Origin of the sequence: Maricaulis virginensis (genome assembly GCF_027922185.1) — a bacterium.
Lineage (GTDB): Bacteria > Pseudomonadota > Alphaproteobacteria > Caulobacterales > Maricaulaceae > Maricaulis > Maricaulis virginensis.
The window spans coordinates 1-21674 of the sequence record NZ_BSFE01000016.1 but is presented as its reverse complement, the minus strand read 5'-3'; the positions used below and the strand labels follow the sequence as shown (position 1 = coordinate 21674).

Below are 21674 nucleotides of genomic sequence, written 5' to 3'. Positions count from 1 at the left end.
GAACGGGCCCACATTGAGTGCGACCAGCCTGCAATCATCTAGCCTGGCCCACATTCTCTGCGAATGAGCGAAGCCTCGCGCAACGTACTGACAAGATTGGCGTCCGGTCTCAGATCGGCAACCCGGCCCGGCGCATGGCCGTGCCCAGCTCGTCCGCACGTTCCGGATCGAGCTTGCCGCGCAGGAAGTGGCGGATTTCGGTGGGACGGGCGTCGAACTGCTCGGCCAGGGCTTTCGAGGTGTAGCCGTACCGTGCGAGACGGGCGTCGAGATCGTCGAACCCGAAGGAGATCGTTTCCTCGACGATCTCGGCCGTGACCACACCGGCACCGAGGCGGTAGGCGTCCGTGAACGCCCGATTGAGATGCTCGGCGAACTGCAGGGGTGTCGAGAGCCGGTCGGCCAGAAAATCGCGTGCCTCGGGCGTGATGATGTCGTCAACGTCGGTGCCCTCCGCGACGCACTGCGCCAACAGCCAGTCGAGGAAGTCGGCGCGCTGATCGCCCAGGCCGGCGAACTCGAACTTCGTGGTCCTGTGGCCGATCTCTTCCATGGTGGAGCGCTTGAGATCGTTCTGCAGCCGCGGATGACCGATGAGGACGACGGAGAGCGCTCCGCCGCCCGCCTCGATCGTCTCGACGAGGCGTTTCAGCCCGTTGAGTGTGTGGCCGTGCAGATCGTGCGCTTCGTCGATGAAGAGGACCACGGGTTTTCGGGCCTTTGCGAACAGCTCCTGCAGCACCCGTTCGCGCCGCTCGGGCTGCTTGGGCACCTTGAAATCGGGATCCTTTGAGATGTCCAGAAAGAGCGCGGTGATCAGGGCCGGCAGGCCCACGCGCGGTTTGTCGATCGACAGGCTTCGCGCCACGATGATCCGCTTGTCCTGGAGGAGCTGGCCCTCGAGGCGCCGAATCATCGCCGTCTTGCCGGCGCCGACCGGCCCGGAAATGGCGACCAGGCGGCCGGCCGCGATGGCATCGGCGATATCGGCCTGCAGTTGTTTAAGGTGGGCGGTCTCGAAATAGCCAGCGCTCGTCCAGTCCCTGGCGATCCCGAAATGCGTCCTAATCTGCGAGGTGAGCATTTTTTCCTCCCGTGCGGCGCAGGAAGCGGTCGCGGATCGCTTCCTCGATCTCCACCTTGTTCAGCGTTCGTCCGACCAGATCGGCAATGAATGTACGCGCCTCGTCCGACAGTTCCGCCAGCGGACGACCGAGCTGCCGGGAAATCGCGCGCCGGGCCGCCAGTTCACCGGCATAGCTCCATTCCTGCCAGGGATCGCGATCGCGAAAGGGGGTGGCAAGAAGCGGGATGATCTCGGCGGTCTGGCGGGCCTCGTCCTCACCGGCGAGGGCGGATTTGGGCAGGGAGATGCAGGCGGCCAGATCGACGACGCTGTCGACGCGCCGCTGTTTCTCGCTCTTCCTGCGCTTGCGGTAACGATGCAAGGGAATGGGGCCGCCCGACGGTGAATACGGGCCGTAGCGCCGGTCGTTGTGCTCGACATAGAGTTCGCGATCGAACAGCCCCCACCAGAGCATGACCTCCTCGCCGGCCAGATCCGGGTCGACCTCGTAATAGGTGCCTTGAACGGAGATCCGGGCATCGGCGCCTACCCTGCGGCGCTCCGGTTCGCGGGCGAAGGCGCAGAAGCGCTCCCAGGAACACATCTCACGCAGCCCGTCATCGGGAATATTGGCGATCCAATCCTCGATCCGGCTGTGCGGTTCGCGGCGGTGCGGTCGCTCGTTGTAGCGATCGACATAGTTGCGCAGCCACTCATTGGCCTCGGTCTCGGTTTCCGGCTTGTGGAAATGATAGAGGGTCTCGTGCATCTCCTTGACGGTCTTGAAGGGCCGTTCGACCTTTCCCTTCGCCCGCGCCGTCGGCGTGAACCCGTCCGAGCCGGCTGGCCTATGGGTGTTCCAGTCGACTCCGAGCTGGGCCATCACGGCCCCGAAGACGAGGCTTTTGGCGACCGGTCCGTTATCGAGATAGAGCATTTTCGGGATGCCCTGCAGCGCAGGCCCCTCCTTGGGGGCCATGGCGTTATAAAGAAAGCGCAAGGCGCTCTCGGGATCCTCCCCGTAGACGCAGCGATACTCCAGGTAGGCCGCCCCGCTGCGATCGTCGATGACGCTGAAAAGCATCAGGGTGGGCTCGCCCCGTCCGGGCTCGACCCAGGCCGGCCGGGCGATCCGCTTGAGATCGGACGGGCTCATATCGAACTGCCAGCATTCATTGGAATGGCGCGCTTCGAATCGCACCGCGGCCGACGGGCGTATGACGCGCGCATGATCGAGTTCGAGCCGCGCCATCCAGCGGTTCAGCGTCGACCGCTTGAGCAGGCCCTTCGGTACCCGAACCAGTCCGTCGGGTGTTTCGACGCCGTGATCCTCGAGCAATTCGATGGCGCGGTTCGTCGACAGTCGGCGTCCTTTTCTGTTTGAGGTGCGCAGTTTGAGCGCGGCGACGATCTCGCAGTAGCGGTTCAAATCCTCATCGCTCATGGAGCGGGCACGGCCGTGATCGGCTCGCCGGAGGCTCTTTGGGCGATGCAGTGCCTGCAGGGCGCGATAGACGGTCGATGCGCTGACATCGAACAGCCGGGCCGTGCTTTCGACGGCCTCGCGCCGCACGGCGCTGCGCGGCGGCAGGCTCTGCAGGCGCTTGCGCAGGCCGATCAGGATCTCCGCCGGGATCGGGCCTTGCGATCTACGGCCCATCGGAGAACTCCTCGACATAGGAATAGAGTGTCTGCCGGCAGATTCCCATGATCTGGCAGATCTCCTTCACGGTGTGCTGCCGCGATTTGTAGAGTTCCACTGCATGCGCCCGCTGGCGTGCGTCGAGAAGTTTGGGGCGCCCGCCGAGACGGCCGCGGGCCCGAGCGGCCCGCAATCCCGCTTGGGTCCGCTCGCGGATGAGATTGCGCTCGAATTCCGCCAGGGCGCCGAAAATGTGGAAGATGAGCTGGCCGCCGCTGGATGTCGTGTCGATCGCCTCCTGCAGGCTCTTCAGCCCGACGCCGTCGTCCTGCAGCGCCTCGGCCCGGGCGATGAGGTCCTTGAGCGACCGGCCGAGCCGGTCGAGCCGCCAGACCACCAGGGTGTCGCCGGCGCGCGCCTGTTCGAGGGCGGTTTTGAGGCCCGGCCGGTCGGCGACCGCGCCGCCCGCATGGTCTTCGAAAATGCGCTCGCAGCCGGCCGCCGCGAGTGCATCGCGCTGCAGGTCGAGATTCTGATCGTCGGTCGAAACGCGCGCGTAACCGATCAGCATGGCGTCGGTGTCCAGAAAGGCGTCATCGTCGCCCGCGATCATACGCTGAAACCTGGACAGTGTATATTGGCGCGTCGCGCGCAGTTCGCGCGTCCCTCACGATCGAAGCAGGTCCACTGTCAAGAAAACGGGCGATTTCTCCACCCGGGGTTCCATCGCGGCCGGGCACTTCTTCCTGCTCTTCCTGATCGGTAGCTGTGCGGGATCGACGGGAGGCGCAATGAACATCTTCCGCTGGAAGATCCTGTCCTACTCCTTCGCGCGGCACCACAAGATCACCACCTTGCCCAACCGGGTCATCCGCTCGCGCTATGGCGGTCGAGTGATCGACGATGCGCGATTTCTGGGGACAGTGAGGAAGACCTCGACGGATGCCACCGTGGCGCTACTCTGGAGCCAACGCTTCCAGGATGGCGCAGTCCGGCGTATCGCCACGGTGGCATCCGGCGAGCATGCCGGAGAGCGAGCGTTCCAGACGCTGCAGGTCTTCGATCTTGCGCCGGATATTGCGGCGATGCGCGTCGGCCATGTCGGCAATCTGGCCGCAGGTGTGGGCGCCCCTTTCGACCATCGCGATCAGGCTGCGGACCTCGTCGAGCGAGAAACCGAGTTCGCGCAGGCGCAGAACGAAGCGCAATCGTGTCCTGTCTGCTTTTGAATAAAGCCGGTGGCCGCCGCTTGAGCGCTCTGTCGGGCCGATCAGGCCGATGGTCTCGTAGTAGCGGATCGTTTCGATATTGCAGGCGAGCTGCCGCGCCAGTTCGCCGCGTCTGAGGAGGGCTCGCATAGTCGTGATCCGTTTTGTGCGTTTGCGTCTTGATCCTGTACTTACTACAGGAACTAGCCTGGCTCCATGGCGAACTCAGACCGCAATACCCAAAGACTATCGCCGCTCCTCTCCGGCGGCGGTGCACTCGGCGGCTTTTTCGCGTTTCTCGGCGCGTCCTGCTGCATCATCCCGATCCTCCTGGTGCAGGCCGGGGTGGCGACAGGCCTCGTCGCCCGGCTCGCCTGGTTCGCCCGCTGGCAGACCGAGATATTCTGGTCTGCCGCCGGCCTTCTGGCGCTCGCCCCGGTCTTTGCCTTGTGGCGTGGCCGGCCCGGGGGACGCTTCTGGATCTGGTGGGGCGTGGGTGCGGCCCTGCTGACCGCAGCCGCCATCCTGCCGCATTACGAACTCCGCCTGCAAAGCTGGCTGCTCGATTGGACGGGACGGTGACCGGTTTGGAACTATAAAAAGGAGGATACGGATGTCGGATCGACAAATCGAAACCAAATCGACCCTGACCTGCCCGCAGTGCGGCTCGGTCCACCACGATCTCTCCATGCCTGCGGACGCCTGCCAGTATTTCTGGGACTGCCCGTCCTGCGGCGCGCTGATCAAGCCCCGGCCCGGCGACTGCTGCGTATTCTGCTCGTACGGATCCGTACCGTGTCCGCCGGTTCAGACGGGCAAATCCTGCTGCTGACCGAGGCACCGGCCGGTGCAGCTCAGGTTACCAGCGAAGAAAATATCGCCCGGCCACAGCACTGGCCGCCGCGGTGAGGCCGATGCCAAGCGCGTACCACACCGTGAGGAAGGCCGGAGAGGCCTCAGGGCAGCCCAGGGCATAGATCGTTGCGGCGATACCGCCGGCCGCAAGGCCCAGCGCCCAGCCGGCCTGCGTCAGACGGGTCGGCGCACCCCGGCGCGCCACCAGCGCCAGCACGGCCAGGATCGGCAGCGAGATCAGGACGATATAGGTGACGCATCGAAGTGCCGTCGAACCGAGGATGCGCTCGGGCCAGACGTCGACCGGATGCATCGCGAGATCGGCTGCGGCCATCAGGGCGAAACCGATCCACAGGACGCACGGCAGCCACAACGCGGCTGCCGCCCGCCCGCCCGGGCGCACCAGCCGAATAAGCGACAGGCAGCCTGTTGCAGCAAGAAGGCCGGTGAAGACCAGTTTTATCCAGAACGGAACGTCCAGGACGGCAATCGCGATATCGGGACGCACCTGAATGCCGGGGAGGAGCCAGAAGGCCAGCGCGCCGGCGATCAGGCCCGCAGCCGCCCCAACCGCCAGCCAGCGTCCGTAACGGCGCGGCTTGACCGGTTCGAGATCGGCGGCGAGGCTTTCGATGAGCGGATCGGTCATCTCAATTCTCCTGGTCGCCGCGCCGGGCCATCAGGGCTTTGAGACCGCGATGTACATTGACCTTGATGGCCGAAATCCCGCTGCGGCTCTTTTCCGCTGCTTCGGCGACCGAAAGTTCGTCCAGCTTGGTAAGGCGCAGGGCGTTCGCCTGCCCTTCCGGCAGGGTCTCCATCATGCGCTCGACATCCAGCCTGGCCTCGGCAGCAGCAAACCCGGTGTCGGCTTCGCCGAGGAAATCCACCTCGTCGATTGGAACATGCGCGCGGATCCGGTTGCGGCGGAAATGGTCGACCAGCTTGTAGCGCGCGATGGCATAGGCCCAGGCCGTGAAGGGCTGTGCCGGATCGTAGGTATCGCGTTTGACATGGATGGTCATCAGCGCCTCCTGGACCAGATCCTCGGCCGCCGACGGGTCGGCAAGCCGGCGGCGAAAGAAGATGTCGAGGCGGATTTTCAGCGCCTCCAGCAGGCGCCGGTATTCCGATGCACTGCCGGCCTGGCTGGCGATCATCAGCTCTCGCAGGATCGCTTCCGTCTCGACCATCTTCATCCGTACTCCAGCCAATTCGCCGGACCCGCGGTGAAGGTTACAGGACGCCCCGCGAAATTTTTCTGCAACGGGACGTAACCAATCGGCGGGCCGGTGCGAAATTGAGCATGAGGCCGGAGCGTCAGCAACGGTCCCAACGCAGAAATCAAGCAAAGGTGAAGCATGAAACCGCAAACCAAGATCGCAACTTTCGCTGCCTCGGCGCTGGCCATCTCGCTGGCCGCCGCCGCGGCCCACGCCGCGGCCGGTTCCACGTCGGCCGAAGACACGGAGCGCTGCTACGGCGTCGCCCTGGCGGGCGAGAACGACTGTGCCGCTGGTCCCGGCACGAGTTGCGCGGGCACCTCGACCGTCGATTACCAGGGCAACGCATGGACATACGTGCCCGAAGGAACCTGCACCTCGATCGAGACCCCCTACGGTCCGGGCTCCCTGACCCCGATCGAACGCCCGTAACCCTTCTCGAACAGCCGGGCGGGGATCTCTGTCCCCCTTGATCCACGCCCGGCGGGAGGCCATCCGCACCATGCCTGCCTGCAACCCTCTCCTGTCCGCAGGTCTCGGTCTCAAGCCCGAGCATTATCGTCCTGCCCTGGACGCGCGTGCGGATGGCCTCTGGTTCGAGGTTCATCCGGAAAACTACATGAGCGAAGGCGGGCCGCGCCTGGCCTGGCTGGAGGCCATCCGCCGGGACCATCCGCTCTCCTTTCATGGAGTCGGCCTGTCTCTCGGCGGTCCGGAACCGCTCGACGAGGACCACCTCGCGCGCTGGAAGACGCTGGTCGGGCGGTTCGAACCCGCCCTGGTCTCCGAACACCTGGCCTGGTCGGTTCATTCGGGCCAGTATTTCAACGATCTCCTGCCCGTTCCTATGACAAGGGACGCGCTCGATCGTTTCTGCGATCATGTCGATCGGATGCAGGAGGCTCTGGGCCGCCGCATCCTGGTGGAGAACCCGTCCCGCTACCTGCCCATTCCGGAGGAGATTCCTGAACCCGAATTTCTGGCCGAAACGGCGCGGCGCACCGGCTGCGGTCTCCTCATCGACATCAACAATATCCATGTCAGCGCCCACAATCTCGGCTTCGAGGCCCGCGACTATCTCGCGGCCATTCCCGGCGAGGCCGTCGGCGAATTCCATCTTGCCGGCCATGAGGTGGACAGCGAGCTGGGCGACGAACTCCTGATCGACACCCATGGAGCACCGGTCGCCGGACCGGTCTGGACGCTTTTCGCCACCGCCGTCGAAGCGATCGGTCCACGCCCCACGCTGATCGAGCGGGACAATCGCATCCCTGCCTTCGAGGAATTGCTCGCCGAACGCGAACGCGCCCGATCCATCCTGCTTCCGGTCCCGGAGGTCGCACATGCCGGCTGACGCATTTTACGACGATTTCGCCGAGGCCCTTCGAAGCGGGGACACCAAGACAATTCTTCCCCATCTGGACACGGCCGCTTCAGCAGCGCGGTTTGCCGTCTACCGGAACAATGTCGTGCGCGGCGCGATCGATGCGCTTCGCGCCGCCTATCCGGCGGTGGAACGCCTGGTGGGCGCCGACTTCTTCGCGTCGTTGGCCCGGGCCTATTGGGACATATTCCCGCCGCGCCAACCCAGCCTGTCGCTCTATGGATCCGGCTTTGCCGATTTCGTCTGCACCTATGCGCCGGCGTCCGACCTGCCCTGGCTGGCCGATGTGGCCCGGCACGACCGGGCCTGGCTGGAAGCGCATCACGAGTGCGAAGCGCCGGTCTTCGGCGCCGCCAGCGCCGCAGCGCTCGATCCGGAACGCCTGGCCGGTCTTGCGACCGGCCTGCACCCATCGGTCCGCCTCCTCGTGTCCGGTTGGCCCGCCTACGAAATCTGGCGGCGCAACCGGTTCGACCCCGAACCGGCCCCGCTGACCGCGGTCCCGGGCGCGTGGTTCACGATCGTCTGGCGCCGGCGCGGCGAGGTGCGTCATCGCGCGCTCGAACTGGCGGACCATGCCTTCCTGCTGGCGATCCGCGACGGCCGCACGATCGGCGAGGCGGCGGAGATCGCCCTGGCCTCGCATGCGGGGTTCGATCCCGCGACGGCCTTCGGTGCCGCCCTGTCCGACGAGATATTGAAAGGAACCGCGCCATGACTGCATCTCCGGTGAGCCGCGCGCTCGACCACGCCCGCAACCTTCACACCCAACTGATCGCTCTGACCGGCCACCCCTGGATCGCCGATGGCCTCGCCCTGTTGGCCCGGTTGACCCTGGCGGGTATTTTCTGGCGCTCCATGCTCACCAAGGTCGAGACCGTTCGGGCGCTGGCCTATGCCGACACCGTCAACGGGCATGAAGTGATACGCCATCACCTGCGCCTGCCCGCCTTTCCGCTCGAGCTGAAATCCTCGACCCTGACCCTGTTCCGCGAGGAATACGCGCTGCCTGTCCTGCCGCCGGAACTGGCGGCCTGGCTGGCGACATTCGCTGAATTCACCCTGCCGATTGCCCTGGTACTGGGCCTGTTCACCCGCCTGTCCGCCCTGGCCCTCGCCGGCATGACGCTGGTCATCCAGATTTTCGTCTATCCGGAAGCCTGGTGGGGTACGCATGCCCTCTGGGTGACGATTGCCCTCGGCCTCGCCGCGCACGGACCCGGCCGGGTGAGTCTCGACGCCCTGCTGGGAGCCAGATTCGCTGCCACGCCGCGGACGGCAGCGTGACGAGGGCCGCCATGCCGGGCCTCTCCATGTCGCTCCTCGCGTCTCAGGACGGCCGTATCGCCCATGTCCGGCTGTTCGGCGACAACGGGTTCGAGGCCAGCGCCATCAATGCAGAGACGATTTCCGACTATGTCGCCTCGCGCCGTTTCGGCGCGCTGATTATCGACTGGTCGGAGTGTTCGATGCTGCAGACCGCCCCGCAGTTCGACGCGGTAGCCGCACGGTTCGCCGCGCGCCTGTCGCCAACCACCCGCTTCATCGTCCTGCACCGGCCCGACCAGTTCGGCCACGCCCTTTTCCTGACCCGCGCGCTGCACCGGGCGGGCTTTCCCGCGCGCGCCTTCCAGAGCGAGGCCGAATGCCTGCTCTGGCTGGCCAGCCAGGATACATCTCCCCAGCAAACAGGATAATCGACATGACCCATTTTCCGTCTTTGCCGGACCACGCGCATCTGGGCGATCTCTTCGTACGTTTCCGCCGCGGCGTGGCGCCGCTTCTGGCGCTGCACGACGAACTCCTGCGCTCGCCTTCGGAACTGTCCGTGGCCGAGCGCGAACTGATCGCCGCCTATGTGTCGGGCCTCAATGCGTGCGCCTTCTGCGTTGGTGCCCACACCCTGATGGCGCGCGCCTTCGGCATCGAGGACAGCGTGTTTTCCGCCCTGCTCGAAGACCCCGATACAGCCCCCATCCCGGACAAGCTGCGGCCGGTCTTTCATCTGGCCCGCGCGCTTACGTCCAGCCCCGGGCGCGGCCCGGCCCGGGAATGCCATGCGGTGCTGGATGCGGGGTGGAGCGAACAGAGCCTGTTCGAAATCATCTCGATCGTCGCCCTTTACAATTACATGAACCGCATTGTCGACGGCGCGGGCATCCTGCCCGGCCCCGAATACGCCAACCCCACGCCAGAACAAATGCAGGCGCGGCGCGAGGGCAACTACACCCGATGGGGCGTGGCGATCGGTGCCATTGCGGCAGATCCCGGTTAGCAACCGGCGCAACGCATCCCGGCCATCGCTCCTCGTCCTCCCATCCCGGAATCCCCGTCATGACTGCCATCCCTTTCGTTCGCGACTTCAATATCGAGCACGGCCGCTGCGATACGCTCTCACCGCGAATCCGCCGTGTCGTCGCCCGCAATCCCGGTCCTTTCACCTGGACGGGCACGAATACCTTCATCGTCGGCCATGGAGAGGTGGCGGTGATCGATCCCGGACCGATGCTGGAGGAACACCAAGACGCGATCCTCGCGGCACTGGCGGGAGAGCGTGTCACGCATGTCTTCGTCACCCACCATCATCTCGACCATTCTCCTCTCGCCCACCCGATCGCCCGGCGCTTTGGTGCATGCGTGTACGGGTTCGGCCCGCCGCGACATGCACCGACGGGCGGCGAACTCCGGCTCGAGGCCGGCGACGACACCGCATTCCGGCCCGACCGGCGGCTGACAGACGGCGACATTTTTCGCGGACCCGACTGGACGATCGAGGCGCTGCACACGCCCGGCCATACCTCGAACCACGTCGGTTATGCGCTCGGCGAGGAGAATGTCTTCTTCTGCGGCGATCACGTCATGGCTTGGTCGACCAGCGTCGTCACGCCACCCGACGGGCATATGGGCCAATATATCGAACAGCTCGATCGCATCCGCCGGCGGGGATTCGACCGGCTCTGGCCTGCGCACGGTCCGGCTGTCGAAAACCCCGACGTTTTTCTGAAAGCCTATATCGAACACAGGCATGCCCGCGAGATGCAGATCCTGCGGAATCTGGAAGCCGGCCCCAAGCCGATCCGCGCCCTGGTCGATATCATGTACGCCGACGTCGATCGCCGCCTGCATCCGGCTGCAGCCCTGTCGGTCCTGGCCCATCTGATCCGGCTGGTCGAGACGGGACAGGTCGAATGCTCGGATGCTCCGACGCTGGCCGGGACGTATCGGCTGGCTCGCGATCGCCCGACCGCCCGGCGCGGAGACCGCTGACCGTACGCCCCGCGGCAAGGATACCGCGGGGCGTTTTGACTCAGACACTCGTCGTCAGCCAGGTCAGCCACGACGGCGAGTGCTCGACGGCCCAAGCCTCGATCCGCTTGTCCCACCCAGTCAGGATCAGGACGCCGACCAGCAGCAGGATACCGCCCAACAGATATTTCCCGGTCGAGCCGGCCCGCAGCATGCGGCCGCGCCATCGCGACAGGGCCTCTCGCGAAGCCAGACCGATCAGTGCCAGCGGCAAGGCGGTACCGATCCCGAAAGCCGTCATGACGACCGCGACCTGGCCCAGATCCTGCCCGCGTGCGGCCAGTACCGACGCGGCGCCCAGCGTAGGCCCGACGCACGGGCTCCAGACGACGCCGAGGACGAGACCCAGGCTCAACTGGCCATGCAGGCCGGCTGTCTTGCCGGCGGGTGCGACGTGCCGGCCGATCCAGTCGCCCGCTGGAGCGGCGAGACGGGCCAGGCGAGAACCCAGCGGGGGGATGACGAGAACGATGCCCGCCGTCGCCATGAGGACGCCGCCGGCCCAGCGAATGTCCTCGCCCTCGATGCCGGCCGCGTATCCGAGCGTCGCGACGAACAGTCCCACCGATACGAACGATATGACGAGCCCCGTGGCCAGGGCGAGAGGTCCCCATCGGTGCTCGCCTGCCGCCGTGCCGAAAACGATCGGCACGAGGGGCAGGACGCAAGGCGACAGGATCGACAACATCCCGGCCAGAAAGCCGAGGGCATAGGTTTCCGGTCCCACCTAGTAAACTCCAGACGCGTCGCCATAGGCGCTCGACAGCAGCGCTTCTATGTCCGCTTCACGCGTGGCGGCGACGAGCCGGCCGGTTTCGCGCTCGCCGCGATAAACGATGAGCGTGCTTTGGCGCTGTGCGCCAAAGGACCGCGCGGTATCCCGCTGGCCGCCCCAATCCACCTCGAAGATCACGAGATCGGCGAAGGCCTCGCGCTCGACCAGCTGTCCGAGGATCTCGCCCTGCCGGCGGCAGGTCGGGCACCAGCTCGCCGTAATGTCCACGAGGATCGGTCGCCCTTCCGCCTGAGCCGCAGCAAAGGCCTCGGCTTCGAACACCTGCGTCCGGTGGTTCGGGATTTCCGCGTGCGCAGGCACCACCAGCAGCCCGCTCGAAGCGACTGCGCCAATACAGACAGCACATAGGCTCAACAAGAGAATGAGCGCAGGCAAGGTGAGTTTCATCGTGTCCTCCTCAAATGGCGGGCCGCAGCGGCGACAATGCGCGCTCGTGCCGTCATTCAGGAGTTCGTTCCGGGGCTGGATTTGGTTACAGACCCGAAGGCCTCAATGCCTTGCCCGCAGCTTTCGGCCCCGACATACCCTCACTGTCCATGCGGCCGGATCGGGGTGATTACCCAGTGACAGCGCGTCTATTGCAACCTTGCTGTCCCCTGCGGCCGACAGGATCCCGGCCGCTTCGCGAACCTCTTCGACACTCATCGACGCATCGAGCATCGCGTTCATGCGGAACGCATAGGCCTCCAGCGTATGCTCTTGTCCGGTCATCCAGTCCTCGAGTTGCTCCGGTGCGTAGTTCTGCCGGCGCGAAACGATATCGAACAGATCCGGCAGGAGCTGGCCGATATAGGCTTTCGCGGCGCAGTCCGCAGCATCGCGCAGAGCAACAAGAACGGCCCGGGCGGCCGCCTCGAAAGCCGCGGTGCGTCGGTCGAACGCCGCCGGTGCCGCTGCGCCGCGGTCCAGCTTGTATCCCGTCTGCAGCCGCAGCCGGCATTTGTGGAGGATGCCGGCATCCATGGTTCGCTGCACAATATCGAGGCAGGTCGCGTTTTCCCGCCAGATCGCGCCATGTTTCACATGCACAACCGCAGAGAATTGGCCCGCTGGCGTCAAGACCCGTGCTGCTTCGCGAAAGGCTGGAAGCCCGGCATACTCGATGCCGAACTGGCTGACGATCCGGTCGAAACAGCCTGGACCGAAGGGGAGCAGCGCTATATTGCCGACGAGACCCGTCTCCGCTTGGCGTGCGGCGGCGGACGAGAGGTCGACCCCGACGATATCTATCCCGCCGCCGACGCGATCCCGAGCCAGGCGCCCCACGACACCGGCGCCGCACGCCAGATCCAGCATTCGTCCATTTTCCGGAAACGCTGCGGAGTTCTTGAATACAGCCTCCCAGTGTCGCCGCAATACGGGTCCGAAGCGGCCCTCGGATATCGCTTGCTCCGGAGCTTTGCCGGCGTTGCCATCCCAATAGCGCGACCAGGATTGCTGGGCGTGCGGTCCTGCGGGCAAGGCTCCCGAAATGGCCGTTTCGCGGCGATCGACGGTGTGCGGCACCCGCATTCCCGAATCCACATGGGTTGCTCCTGCCAGCCAAAAATCAGCAGGGTTGTCATGAGGAGTTCGTTCGAGGACGCCGCGAGGTTACAGGGTCGTCACGACAAACGTTGGCAGATCCTCGCGGGAGACCGGCTCCAGGGCATCGCGGGCGCCGAAATAGTCTGCATTGATGGTCGATCTCAGCGACATTGCGCTCGCCCATCCGATCAATACACTGCACGACGCTCCGTTCGTTCGCAGATAGTGTAGGTCACAAAGGGACGATTGCGGGCTGGGCGCATTCAAAGTGGGCGAGGTCGCACTTAATGTGGGCCGAAATCTTCGGATAGTCGCAGCTAATTCGGGCTCAAAACGGCCGATAAAAGCGGGCGATCTTCAGTATGATGGCGGGCCGCTACAATTAGGGTGAGGAACGAAACCATCAATTTGATCGCCCAGGAGACCCAGCATGAACCAGATCGAATTTGTTTCTCTAGCGACCGGCCAGACCGCCATGATCCCCGCTTCTGCCGTGTCCAGCCAGGAGGTTGAATTCATGCGTTCTGCCATCCTTGCCGGCGGCGCAGAACTTGGCATGCCGGCCGTCGAGTTAGTCGTGGAGCGGCCGCATCACCCGGAAGATCCGGGGAAGATCGAGGAAGGTGCGCTTATCTACTTCTTGAGGAAGCCGGGCACAGACGGCGTTATCACCGGGGCCATGGTCTGCTGGGACGAGACCTACTCCGAGGAAGCCTGGCGCTTCGTCACCGCCATGCAAGAAAGCTCTGATGTCGTCGGATTGGGTTGTGATCGACCCGCACCTTCGGTGCCCTGGTCGGCGGGATTTTGCACCTCGGAATGGGCCGAGCAATCACCGCAGCAAAAGCGCCAGTTGGCGGATTTGGATGTTTCATTGGCGTGGGCATGTGTCTAGGGCAATTGGAAATCAGCAGAATATTGATTGAGGCAGTGGGCGTGAACTTCTTCGACTTCGTGAACCGCCATCGCGCCACGGAAGCCCGACGGCTGCTAGTTCACTCCGATCTCAGCGTTCTCGAAATCGGTCTGGAGGTCGGCTTCAATTCCCGCTCGACCTTCAACGCGGCCTTCAAGAAACATGTTGGCTCATCGCCCAGCGCCTATCGCGCCGGGGCACGGAACACCCGGTTGGAGGTGGCCCCCTCCACTGAAAAACCGCCGGCAACGACGTCCGAATAGCCCCATCCGGACGACAACCCTCCCGCTTTGAACGAGTGTCGATCCGCCGGTCAGGTAAGGTCGGCATCGATCCATGTTCAGCCAATGGGGGCTCAATCACCATGTCCGCCGCATACCCGATTAGCGACTCTGCCCGCCGCATGGCCCGGCTGGCGGGTCTGTCCTATCTCGCCTACACTCTGGCCGGTTTCTACATCACCTTCGGCCCCATCCCGTCACTCAGCGCCGTGGCAGGGGACACCTCGCTGACGCAAACACTCGACACGCTGTTCCGCTCGGGATTCCTGGCGGAGACCGTGCTTTACACCTTCGTCTGCGTTTCTGCGGCGGCCATGTATGCTGTCCTGAGCCCGGTCAGCCGGGGCCTCGCCCTCACCGCCGCCTTCTGCCGACTGATCGAGAGCGCCCTGGGCGCGACCTTCATCCTCTTCAAATACGCCGCCTTCACCGCAGCCGTGAACCCGGACCTGACGCCCGGCTTCTCCGACGAGCAGCGCGCCTCCCTGGTCGACCTCCTGCGCGACATCTACGGCTCCGGACTCTATGTCCTGCTCATTCCGATGGCGGTTGGCGGGATACTCTACTTCTCCCTGTTCTTCCGTGCGCGATTGATCCCGCGCTGGCTGTCTGGCTGGGGCGTCTTCACCTACGCCATGGTCGGCACCGTCTCGGCACTCGTCCTGCTCTTCCCTGCCCTGCGCGACCAGGTGATGATCTTCTTCCTGCCTGGAGCCCTGTTCGAATGGGTCGCCGCCCTCTGGCTGCTCTTCGCGGGCATCAAGATCCGCAACGAGACGCAGACCGCGACCTGACAGACGCCGGATGGAAACCCGCGTTCAGCCCACTTGAACGCGGGCCAGCCCATCACCGGACGCGGTGCGGATGGTGGGAAACGATTTTGGATAGTGGTAGTGGTGTCAGACGAACGCGAAGGCGTCTCAGGTCGACAGATGGGTTTGCGGGTGCTTGGAATTACGACCAAACTGTCTATTTGTATCCGTGAACCTTAGACAGATTGTCGTAGGCCTAAGAGACTCAATGTTAACTCTTATCGCTTCCGCCGCACTCCTCGCGGCCCCTGCAGCCGATCACCATGGACACCACGGCGCCCATCATCAGGCTCACTCGGAGGCCAGCTCGACCGTGGCCGCCGAAGTGCGCGCCGTAGACCAGGAAAACCGAACCGCTCTGGTCACGCATGAAGCCCTGACCGAGCTCGGAATGGGTGAGATGACGATGCGTTTCATCGTTGTTGACGGGGTTGACTTGAGCCTTTTCCAGGCCGGCGCATCTCTGACAATCACAGTGATTGAAGGGGCCGACGGATTTCAGATTATCAGGGCAGAACCGCGCTAACTGAACGGCTTCTTCAAGATGTTGGGCCAGCTTGTCGCTGGCCCAACATCAGATCAGTCAAGGCGTGTGGTCAAAGTGGCCTGATCACTGTGATAATTGCCGCTCGGATGGTCGGGCGCGGTGACCCAGATCGCGGAGAGCAAGACAACTCCCGTGAAGTCGGAACTGACATTCACAACGCCGTCTTGGTTCGTCGTCACAGCGGCATGTTCTCCATCCGAGGAATAGATCGTTACGCGCTGGTTCGCGACAGACTGCCCGTCACGGAGCAGCGCGAACGCCCTTTCCTCGCCCCCGATACTGACAAACTCCAGCGCCTGCCCCAGCGGCGCCTCGCCCGCTTCCTCGCCGACGTCACAAGTATCAATGCACAAGAATGTCTTGGTGTGCTTTGAGTAGCTCCGGTTCAATGCTGGCGACCCCGGCAGGTCTTCGAACGCCTGCCTTACAGCCGGCGACGCCTCGATTTCGTCAAGATAGGCCGCTGTGTTCTCCGGGCTGATCTCGCCAGCGCGCGGATGCGTGCTCATTGCGACTACTGAAAACCCGCTTTCGTGCGCCTGGAATGACAGCGTCAACGCGGCAGCCCCCTCCCGGAAAGTCAAGTCCTCTACTGGAGCATTTGCTACAGATACCGAAGTAAATGAAATCCGGTCCAATCGCGGACCAGATTCGATATTGGGGAATTCCAGAGCACTTGTGAGGCCGACCTCCACGGTGTCGCCGGTTGCCCACATATGTTGTCCGCTCGCCAGGAACGTCTTGTGCGCCGACACCGGCGCGCTCAAAAACAGAGCTAGGGCGGTTGCCGACAACCAAGCGCGCAGAGGTTTTCGGGCGCCGAATACATCAGCGTTTCTATGTTGCATCAACTTGCTCCAATTTAACTATCCTAGGCGTGACGGTCGCCTGACCGAAGTGGAAGCCTTGGTGACACCCAAACCAAGAATGGGTCCGAGGGGCGACCAGACGATCAGACTTTCGCACGTACCGTACCTGCCTGCCTAGCCAAGCGCTCGCATCAACTCGATCATATTTCGACGAACATCTGAACTTGAAATGGACTGGAAGGCTTTCGCCACCTCCAGCCCATCGGGACTCGCGATGAACTCACGCAACGCCTTGAGGCGTCCTGATTGCCCCGCTGCCGAGGTCTGACAATCCAGTCCCCTGAAGAAAAAGGAGACGTCAACACGAAGGATGCGAGCGACGCTGTAGAGACGACTCGCCCCCAATCGGTTAACTCCTTTTTCATATTCTGGATCTGCTGGAAAGTGACCCCCAACCTTCCTCCCAGGTCAGCCTGACTCAAACCGAGTTCACTTCGCCGGATCCGGAGACGAAGGCCGACATGCTGATCCACCGCCGTGGCATTTCGCCCACCGGACGGCTTGTCACGAGAGTTCGCCCTTCTCATCCCTACCCCCGGTCTGTGTATCGAGCGTAGGCCTCAAGTTCATCGCCCCCAAACGTCCACACGTTGAACGCTTCGCGATAATCGCCTGCCTCCATTCCCGGCGAGCCTGCGGGCATTCCCGGTACGGCGAGCCCGTCCACATCGGGTGCTTCATCCAGCAACCGGCGTATGTCATGCGCTGGCACGTGCCCTTCGATCACATATCCGCCAATGACCGCGGTGTGGCACGACCACAATTGGCTCGGCACACCGTGGCGATTCTTGATCGGGGATACATCCGCGACATTCCGCTGCCGAACAACAAATCCTGCACCCCGCAAATGCTCGATCCAGGCATTGCAGCAACCACACGTCGGAGACTTGTAGACGAGGATTTCAATGTCGTCTGCATTGGCGACCGCCGAGAGGCCGTTTACACCCACCAGCGCCAAGAGCGACTTCAGCATGAACTTGCGACGATCAAACATTTTCCCTCCTGCCAGGGCACCGCACGCTGAGAGGGGGCGCAGCCCCTGTGTCGGTTACGCACCGGAACGGCATTGCCCTCATTCGGGACCCTTCAGCGCGAATTTCTAGGGATCTGGGGAGGCGTGGGGTTTGTTCCCTCGCGTGAACATCGACCGCAAGCCCTCGCCCGCCCTTCCCTTCAACTCCAGGCTAGGCTTTTCGATGAAGGACCAGGAAAAAGCCGCGAGCGCGAAAGATAGCGGCAAGGAAATCACGGCCACCAACAAAGGTGGAGAATTGGCATCAAAATACAAGATGGCCTGCATGATCGGATAGTGCCAGATATAGATTCCGTAGGACCAGTCCGGAATACGCGACCACGTCGGCAAGCCCCCGATCGCTGCGAAGGCGAACCAGAATATGCCGGCTGCCAGCGCAATATTGAGGAACCACTCAGCCCAAGGGTGTGCCCCTGAGAGCAGCCACAGCGGCACCGCCGGAAGCACAGCCCAAGGCAGGATTGGCAAGCAGTGCCGCCACCCATGTACGACCATGCCCAGAGTGAACGCGGCAGACAGCCGAGCGGAACTCATGATTAACGCTGGCGCGTCGCTCCAGAAAACGCTCAGCGCCAAATATGCTCCGCTCGTAATTCCGAACAACGCGACATGGGTCAGCCTGTTCCAGGGAATTGGAGAGAAAAATATTACTGCCGCAGCCATGTAGGCGATCATTTCATACCGCAACGTCCACAACGTCGCGGAGAACTCACCCGCCCACGGCAAGTCAGCGAATATTCCGGCGGGACCCTGCGATGTGTCCAGAAACCCCAAAACCTGTATCGGGAATAGCCAAGTCTGGCCGCTGGTCCAGTACTCGGCCATCGACAATTGGGTGAAGACTGGCCCGAAAATGAAAACCGCCGCGAACGACAGGAATACCAGTGCGGGAAAGATTCGAAGTGCACGCGAAGCGGCATAGGTGAAAATATCGGCTCGCCGTTCAAGGCTGTCCGCGATCAGAAAACCACTCAAAATGAAAAAGGCATTCACTGCGACATAACTCAGGGACCAGCCATTTATCGCCAGTGGTGGTGGCGGTAGAGGACCTTGCGTTACAATAATCGCATGCTCCGCCAAGACCGCGGAGGCCAGAACAAAGCGGATCGGGGTGAGCCGGTTATCCCGCCCCGTATAGGCTTGACCAATCGTTTTGTCGGTTCGAATGTCGACGCCCTCCCCAAAGCTCCAAGGATTACGCGATGAATTGACGCTCCCCTCAAAAAATATCGCCGGCGACCAACCAAACCATTAAGGGGCTCTCGACCGGGCCACGAGGACTCTCACCGACTCCTCGCTGAAATGCGACCGGATTGGGCCCCAGAAACCGGGCCTGGGTGGGCACGCGGCGCGGTCCTGAACCGCCCCGGGTTTTCCGGAGGCTCCGACTTGTGAAAAGTCGGAGCTATTATGGAACGACAAACGACACGATATCCAGCGGAGGTTCGCGAGCGGGCTGTCCGGCTGGTTTTGGATCATCGGGGCGATCATGCCTCCGAGTGGGAGGCGATCTGTTCGGTCGCGGGGAAGATCGGCTGTTCGACCGAGGCGCTGCGGCGCTGGGTTCGCCAGGCTGAACGTGACGGCGGGACGCGGCCGGGGTTGACGAGCGAGGATCGCGAGCGCATCCGGGCCCTGGAGCGCGAGAACCGCGAACTGCGCCAGGCCAACGAGATTCTGCGCAAGGCCTCAGCTTATTTTGCCCAGGCGGAGCTCGACCGCCGGTACAAGCCATGACCGATTTCATCGATGAGCATCGCGAGGCGCATGGGGTCGAGCCGATCTGCCGGGTCTTGCCGATCGCCCCGTCGACCTATCGCGAGCATGCCGCCCGGCGGCGCGATCCGGACCGGCTTCCGGCGCGGGCGAAGCGGGACGAGGCCCTGAAGGTGGAGATCCGGCGCGTGTTCGAGGCGAACTTCTGCGTCTACGGGGTGCGCAAGGTGTGGCGGCAGCTGCAGCGCGAGGGCTTCGATGTCGCCCGCTGCACGGTGGAGCGTCTGATGCGCGAGATGGGCCTTGAGGGCGCGATCCGCGGCAAGCCGGTCAAGACCACGAAGAGCGACAGGTGCGCGCCCTGTCCGCTCGACCGGGTAAACCGCCAGTTCCAGCCACCGGCGCCGAACCGGCTCTGGGTCTCGGACTTCACCTATGTCGCCACCTGGGCGGGCTTCGTCTACGTCGCCTTCGTTATCGACGCCTATGCCCGGCGCATTGTCGGCTGGCGGGTCAGCCGCACGGCCCATGCCGGCTTCGTGCTGGACGCGCTCGAACAGGCGATCCATGCGCGGCGGCCGGTCGGGCAAAGCGGGCTCGTCCATCACTCCAACCGCGGCAGCCAGTATGTCTCGATCAAATATAGCGACCGTCTGGCCGAGGCCGGGATCGAGCGGTCCGTGGGCAGTGTCGGGGACAGTTACGACAATGCGCTCGCGGAAACCATCAACGGTCTCTACAAGGCCGAGGTGATCCACCGGCGCGGGCCATGGCGCTCCTTCGAGGACGTCGAATACGCCACGCTGGAATGGGTCGACTGGTTCAACAACCGGCGCCTGCTCGAACCCATCGGCAACATCCCGCCCGCCGAAGCGGAGGAACGATACTACGCAGAACTTGAAGCGGCCGGCATGGCCGCATAGGACTCAAACAAAATAGCCTCCGGGAAAACCGGGGCGGTTCAGTCCCGCCGACGACGCAACGCATGGCCGCGCTGGGCTCAAACCGGCGATAAGCGGGTGACTTGCTCTTCTTGGTGCACTACCGGCTCACGGCGCCCCGATTCCTCTCATGTATTTTTTTTGAGGGGCGCGCGCTGGTTCCGCGTAATCCCAATGTTATGACCGGGAGGCGAACATGATGGACAAGTCCCCCCCCCTTGCGACGGTCCGCGTCGTGCCTCTCGGTCTGACACTTTCAAGCTTCATGCTTGTCACATATGCCCTCTGCATCCTGTTTGGTTTGCTCGTCCCTGACACCTTCCGGATGTATGAGGCGTGGGCCCCTCTCCTCCCCGGGTTCGAGTGGCTCACGCCTCGCGGCGTCCTCTTCGGCGCTATCGGCGCCTATCTCTACGGCTGGTATGGCGCAGTGCTCTACGCCCTGCTTTTCCGAGTATTCCACCGCAATTGAAATTCCGCGCCAGCAGCGCTCGGGGCGTGTCGCCAACCTGCAGGGTGCGTCAGGTCTGGCCAGATTGCTCTCAAGCCCTAAGACTCTTGCGCTTCGCCAACTCCATCCGGACCAGGCGCTGCATGCGGATAACGAGAAGCACGAGGCCCGCGAGTACGGAGATGAGCGCCAGAACCGCGAAGACCTGCAAGTGCAACGTGTTGAAATCCTCGCGCTCCTCATAGTCCATGATGTGGAGCATCCAGAAGAAATCGAAGAAACGCCAGCGGTCATTTCTTCTGGCCGTCACCAGACCGGTATCGGGTGACACATAGATCCTGGTGCCCTCGCCGTCCGCGAAACTTATGCGCTATGCGGGCCCGGCACGACGATACTCCCATGTTGGCTCCTCGAAGTACTCGACAGCCTCGATCTCAGGCTCGCCGGCATAGTCACTGCTGGCGACGGCAATCGCCGTGTCCCTTGTGATTGGTGTGATAACCTCGGCTGTCCTCGCATCGACGAGCGAGCTCGCCCCATCGGCTCGCAGAACATTGAAAACAGGCCGCCCCTGCCAGGCTTGAAGGTGAATTTCGGTTACAATGCCGTCAGGGTTGATCGCCTCGACCGCTCGCTCCGGCGAAATGAGTTCGGCCGGAAGGATGGCCACGGGTGCAGGTTGTGCAATGTTGTGCTCACCCCGGACGCTCTCTATGGACAGCACTGTCATCACGACGCCGCCGGCAACCCACAAAATGATCTGGATGCCGACAATCAGAGCGATCCATTTGTGGATCCGAATGGTCCAGCGCAAAAACGATGTCATTGAAAGAGTCCCGAACTGCAGTCTGCGGCCCCTATCTCTATCCGCAAATCCCCCAGCCTCGCAATCGGGTTGAAACTAAAAGCCTGGCCCATGGCCAAGCTCCGCCGGTCGCACGAGGAGCGATATCGTCATGGCATCAATATTCGCGCAGGCTGAAACGCCGCCAGCTCTTGAATCGCGGCGATCACTGACAGACGGCGAAGGGGCATGGCAGGCAGTCGCATCGTCCAGGGCGGCGGGACAATCAGTCTCATCACCGCCGCACCTGGTTTCGA

Annotated in this window: 29 protein-coding genes and 1 other annotated feature; of the genes, 15 read left to right on the top strand and 14 right to left on the bottom strand. The window is 63.4% G+C overall.

Annotated features, from left to right (window positions below):
• Positions 1-109: 109 nt before the first annotated feature.
• From PKE71_RS17355 to PKE71_RS17340, 4 genes are all read right to left on the bottom strand, one after another.
• Positions 110-1084 (bottom strand): ExeA family protein, encoded by a 975-nt coding sequence (locus tag PKE71_RS17355; RefSeq protein WP_271188277.1) that lies wholly within the window; start codon positions 1082-1084, stop codon positions 110-112.
• Positions 1065-2702: an IS481 family transposase gene (locus tag PKE71_RS17350; protein WP_271188306.1), complete on the bottom strand. Its 1638-nt coding sequence runs from the start codon at positions 2700-2702 to the stop codon at positions 1065-1067. The genes PKE71_RS17355 and PKE71_RS17350 overlap by 20 nt, the downstream gene beginning before the upstream one ends.
• A 13-nt stretch (positions 2703-2715) precedes the next feature.
• Positions 2716-3279 (bottom strand): recombinase family protein, encoded by a 564-nt coding sequence (locus PKE71_RS17345; protein WP_271188305.1) that lies wholly within the window; start codon positions 3277-3279, stop codon positions 2716-2718.
• 385 nt (positions 3280-3664) lie between these two features.
• The gene (locus PKE71_RS17340) at positions 3665-4066 is read right to left on the bottom strand and encodes a MerR family transcriptional regulator (protein ID WP_271188276.1); all 402 of its coding nucleotides are present in this window, start codon (positions 4064-4066) and stop codon (positions 3665-3667) included.
• A 66-nt stretch (positions 4067-4132) separates the two neighbouring features.
• Here PKE71_RS17340 and PKE71_RS17335 point away from each other — a divergent pair, with 66 nt between their 5' ends.
• Both PKE71_RS17335 and PKE71_RS17330 read left to right on the top strand, forming a co-directional pair.
• Positions 4133-4498 (top strand): hypothetical protein, encoded by a 366-nt coding sequence (locus PKE71_RS17335; protein WP_271188275.1) that lies wholly within the window; start codon positions 4133-4135, stop codon positions 4496-4498.
• A gap of 31 nt (positions 4499-4529) precedes the next feature.
• Positions 4530-4748 carry a GDCCVxC domain-containing (seleno)protein gene (locus tag PKE71_RS17330; protein ID WP_271188274.1) on the top strand — a complete coding sequence of 73 codons (219 nt, stop codon included), beginning with the start codon at positions 4530-4532 and terminating at the stop codon, positions 4746-4748.
• A 27-nt stretch (positions 4749-4775) separates the two neighbouring features.
• Here PKE71_RS17330 and PKE71_RS17325 read toward each other — a convergent pair whose 3' ends face one another.
• A complete protein-coding gene (locus PKE71_RS17325) occupies positions 4776-5420 on the bottom strand; it encodes a DUF1109 domain-containing protein (protein WP_271188273.1) in 645 nt (214 codons plus the stop codon).
• A 1-nt stretch (position 5421) separates the two neighbouring features.
• Positions 5422-5970 (bottom strand): sigma-70 family RNA polymerase sigma factor, encoded by a 549-nt coding sequence (locus PKE71_RS17320; RefSeq protein WP_271188272.1) that lies wholly within the window; start codon positions 5968-5970, stop codon positions 5422-5424.
• 162 nt (positions 5971-6132) lie between these two features.
• Between PKE71_RS17320 and PKE71_RS17315 the strand changes: the two genes are divergently transcribed.
• The 7 genes from PKE71_RS17315 (at position 6133) to PKE71_RS17285 (ending at position 10645) form a co-directional block, all read left to right on the top strand.
• Positions 6133-6426, top strand: coding sequence for a BufA1 family periplasmic bufferin-type metallophore (locus PKE71_RS17315; RefSeq protein WP_271188271.1), 294 nt, complete (start codon positions 6133-6135; stop codon positions 6424-6426).
• A 70-nt stretch (positions 6427-6496) separates the two neighbouring features.
• Positions 6497-7348 (top strand): MNIO family bufferin maturase, encoded by an 852-nt coding sequence (gene bufB / locus PKE71_RS17310; RefSeq protein WP_271188270.1) that lies wholly within the window; start codon positions 6497-6499, stop codon positions 7346-7348.
• Positions 7338-8096 (top strand): HvfC/BufC N-terminal domain-containing protein, encoded by a 759-nt coding sequence (locus PKE71_RS17305; protein ID WP_271188269.1) that lies wholly within the window; start codon positions 7338-7340, stop codon positions 8094-8096. Before bufB ends, PKE71_RS17305 begins: the two co-directional genes overlap by 11 nt.
• The gene (locus tag PKE71_RS17300) at positions 8093-8665 is read left to right on the top strand and encodes a DoxX family protein (protein WP_271188268.1); all 573 of its coding nucleotides are present in this window, start codon (positions 8093-8095) and stop codon (positions 8663-8665) included. Before PKE71_RS17305 ends, PKE71_RS17300 begins: the two co-directional genes overlap by 4 nt.
• A complete protein-coding gene (locus tag PKE71_RS17295) occupies positions 8662-9075 on the top strand; it encodes a hypothetical protein (protein WP_271188267.1) in 414 nt (137 codons plus the stop codon). The genes PKE71_RS17300 and PKE71_RS17295 overlap by 4 nt, the downstream gene beginning before the upstream one ends.
• A 5-nt stretch (positions 9076-9080) precedes the next feature.
• Positions 9081-9653, top strand: a complete 573-nt coding sequence (locus PKE71_RS17290; protein WP_271188266.1) for a carboxymuconolactone decarboxylase family protein — start codon at positions 9081-9083, stop codon at positions 9651-9653.
• 59 nt (positions 9654-9712) lie between these two features.
• The gene (locus PKE71_RS17285) at positions 9713-10645 is read left to right on the top strand and encodes an MBL fold metallo-hydrolase (RefSeq protein WP_271188265.1); all 933 of its coding nucleotides are present in this window, start codon (positions 9713-9715) and stop codon (positions 10643-10645) included.
• Between the two features lie 40 nt (positions 10646-10685).
• On the opposite strand, the gene PKE71_RS17280 is transcribed toward PKE71_RS17285, so the two are convergent.
• The 3 genes from PKE71_RS17280 to PKE71_RS17270 form a co-directional block, all read right to left on the bottom strand.
• Positions 10686-11411, bottom strand: a complete 726-nt coding sequence (locus PKE71_RS17280; protein ID WP_271188264.1) for a cytochrome c biogenesis CcdA family protein — start codon at positions 11409-11411, stop codon at positions 10686-10688.
• Positions 11412-11867, bottom strand: a complete 456-nt coding sequence (locus PKE71_RS17275) for a thioredoxin family protein (RefSeq protein ID WP_271188263.1) — start codon at positions 11865-11867, stop codon at positions 11412-11414.
• Positions 11868-11969: 102 nt separating this feature from the next.
• Positions 11970-12992, bottom strand: coding sequence for a class I SAM-dependent methyltransferase (locus PKE71_RS17270; protein ID WP_271188262.1), 1023 nt, complete (start codon positions 12990-12992; stop codon positions 11970-11972).
• Positions 12993-13437: 445 nt separating this feature from the next.
• On the opposite strand from PKE71_RS17270, the gene PKE71_RS17265 reads away from it, so the two are divergent.
• From PKE71_RS17265 to PKE71_RS17250, 4 genes are all read left to right on the top strand, one after another.
• Entirely contained in the window at positions 13438-13902 is a 465-nt protein-coding gene (locus tag PKE71_RS17265) for a hypothetical protein (RefSeq protein WP_271188261.1), read from the top strand.
• Positions 13827-14186: a helix-turn-helix domain-containing protein gene (locus PKE71_RS17260; protein WP_309297598.1), complete on the top strand. Its 360-nt coding sequence runs from the start codon at positions 13827-13829 to the stop codon at positions 14184-14186. The genes PKE71_RS17265 and PKE71_RS17260 overlap by 76 nt, the downstream gene beginning before the upstream one ends.
• 101 nt (positions 14187-14287) lie before the next feature.
• Entirely contained in the window at positions 14288-14998 is a 711-nt protein-coding gene (locus PKE71_RS17255; RefSeq protein ID WP_271188259.1) for a DUF4386 domain-containing protein, read from the top strand.
• Positions 14999-15224: 226 nt separating this feature from the next.
• Positions 15225-15542: a copper-binding protein gene (locus tag PKE71_RS17250; RefSeq protein ID WP_271188258.1), complete on the top strand. Its 318-nt coding sequence runs from the start codon at positions 15225-15227 to the stop codon at positions 15540-15542.
• 53 nt (positions 15543-15595) lie between these two features.
• Here the strand turns inward: PKE71_RS17250 and PKE71_RS17245 are convergent, their stop codons facing one another.
• The 3 genes from PKE71_RS17245 to PKE71_RS17235 all read right to left on the bottom strand — a co-directional run bounded on the left by PKE71_RS17245 (position 15596) and on the right by PKE71_RS17235 (position 18560).
• Entirely contained in the window at positions 15596-16411 is an 816-nt protein-coding gene (locus PKE71_RS17245) for a DUF4198 domain-containing protein (RefSeq protein ID WP_271188257.1), read from the bottom strand.
• Positions 16412-16961: 550 nt separating this feature from the next.
• Positions 16962-17426 carry a DUF411 domain-containing protein gene (locus PKE71_RS17240; RefSeq protein ID WP_271188256.1) on the bottom strand — a complete coding sequence of 155 codons (465 nt, stop codon included), beginning with the start codon at positions 17424-17426 and terminating at the stop codon, positions 16962-16964.
• 105 nt (positions 17427-17531) lie between these two features.
• Positions 17532-18560: an acyltransferase family protein gene (locus PKE71_RS17235; protein WP_271188304.1), complete on the bottom strand. Its 1029-nt coding sequence runs from the start codon at positions 18558-18560 to the stop codon at positions 17532-17534.
• A gap of 315 nt (positions 18561-18875) precedes the next feature.
• On the opposite strand from PKE71_RS17235, the gene PKE71_RS17230 reads away from it, so the two are divergent.
• Positions 18876-20104, top strand: a protein-coding gene (locus PKE71_RS17230; protein ID WP_271188255.1) for an IS3 family transposase whose coding sequence is annotated in 2 segments (ribosomal slippage) — positions 18876-19164 and positions 19164-20104 — 1230 coding nt in all. Because the reading frame shifts where the segments join, the coding sequence is not laid out codon by codon here.
• Positions 19157-19273, top strand: a sequence feature (AL1L pseudoknot). (Overlaps the previous gene by 117 nt.)
• A gap of 214 nt (positions 20105-20318) precedes the next feature.
• On the top strand, positions 20319-20594 hold the full coding sequence (locus PKE71_RS17225) for a hypothetical protein (RefSeq protein WP_271188254.1): 276 nt from the start codon (positions 20319-20321) through the stop codon (positions 20592-20594).
• A gap of 70 nt (positions 20595-20664) precedes the next feature.
• Here PKE71_RS17225 and PKE71_RS17220 read toward each other — a convergent pair whose 3' ends face one another.
• Together PKE71_RS17220 and PKE71_RS17215 are read right to left on the bottom strand one after the other, a co-directional pair.
• Positions 20665-20904 carry a hypothetical protein gene (locus tag PKE71_RS17220; RefSeq protein ID WP_271188253.1) on the bottom strand — a complete coding sequence of 80 codons (240 nt, stop codon included), beginning with the start codon at positions 20902-20904 and terminating at the stop codon, positions 20665-20667.
• 39 nt (positions 20905-20943) lie between these two features.
• The gene (locus PKE71_RS17215; RefSeq protein WP_271188252.1) at positions 20944-21399 is read right to left on the bottom strand and encodes a hypothetical protein; all 456 of its coding nucleotides are present in this window, start codon (positions 21397-21399) and stop codon (positions 20944-20946) included.
• Positions 21400-21674 lie beyond the last annotated feature (275 nt).